The sequence below is a fragment of the Undibacterium sp. Tian12W genome, from assembly GCF_049339405.1.
In the GTDB taxonomy this organism is placed as follows: Bacteria; Pseudomonadota; Gammaproteobacteria; order Burkholderiales; family Burkholderiaceae_D; genus Undibacterium.
In genome coordinates this window covers 1-278 of sequence record NZ_JBMPPK010000088.1, presented here as the reverse complement: position 1 = coordinate 278, position 278 = coordinate 1, and the positions used below count along the sequence as shown (strand labels likewise).

Annotated in this window: 1 protein-coding gene; it reads left to right on the top strand. The window is 53.2% G+C overall.

The genetic code is table 11. From position 1 onward, the window contains the following. The coding region (locus ACO0LI_RS30725; protein WP_423037732.1) for an FAD-dependent oxidoreductase at positions 1 to 278 on the top strand (278 nt) is incomplete at both ends.

Genomic DNA, 278 nt, shown 5'->3' with positions numbered 1-278 from the left:
TCTGCCCAATACCTGGGTCTGCCATCTGAACAGGCTTTCATGGGCAAAGGCGTGTCTGCCTGTGCAACTTGCGATGGTTTCTTTTATCGCGGCAAGGAAGTGGCTGTCGTTGGCGGCGGCAATACTGCTGTTGAAGAAGCCCTGTATTTGTCGAATATCGCCAGCAAGGTCACCGTCATCCACCGTCGCGACAAGTTCCGTGCAGAGGCAATCTTGATTGACCGTCTGATGGCCAAGGTGGCTGAAGGCAAGATCGAAGTCAAATGGAACCATACGCT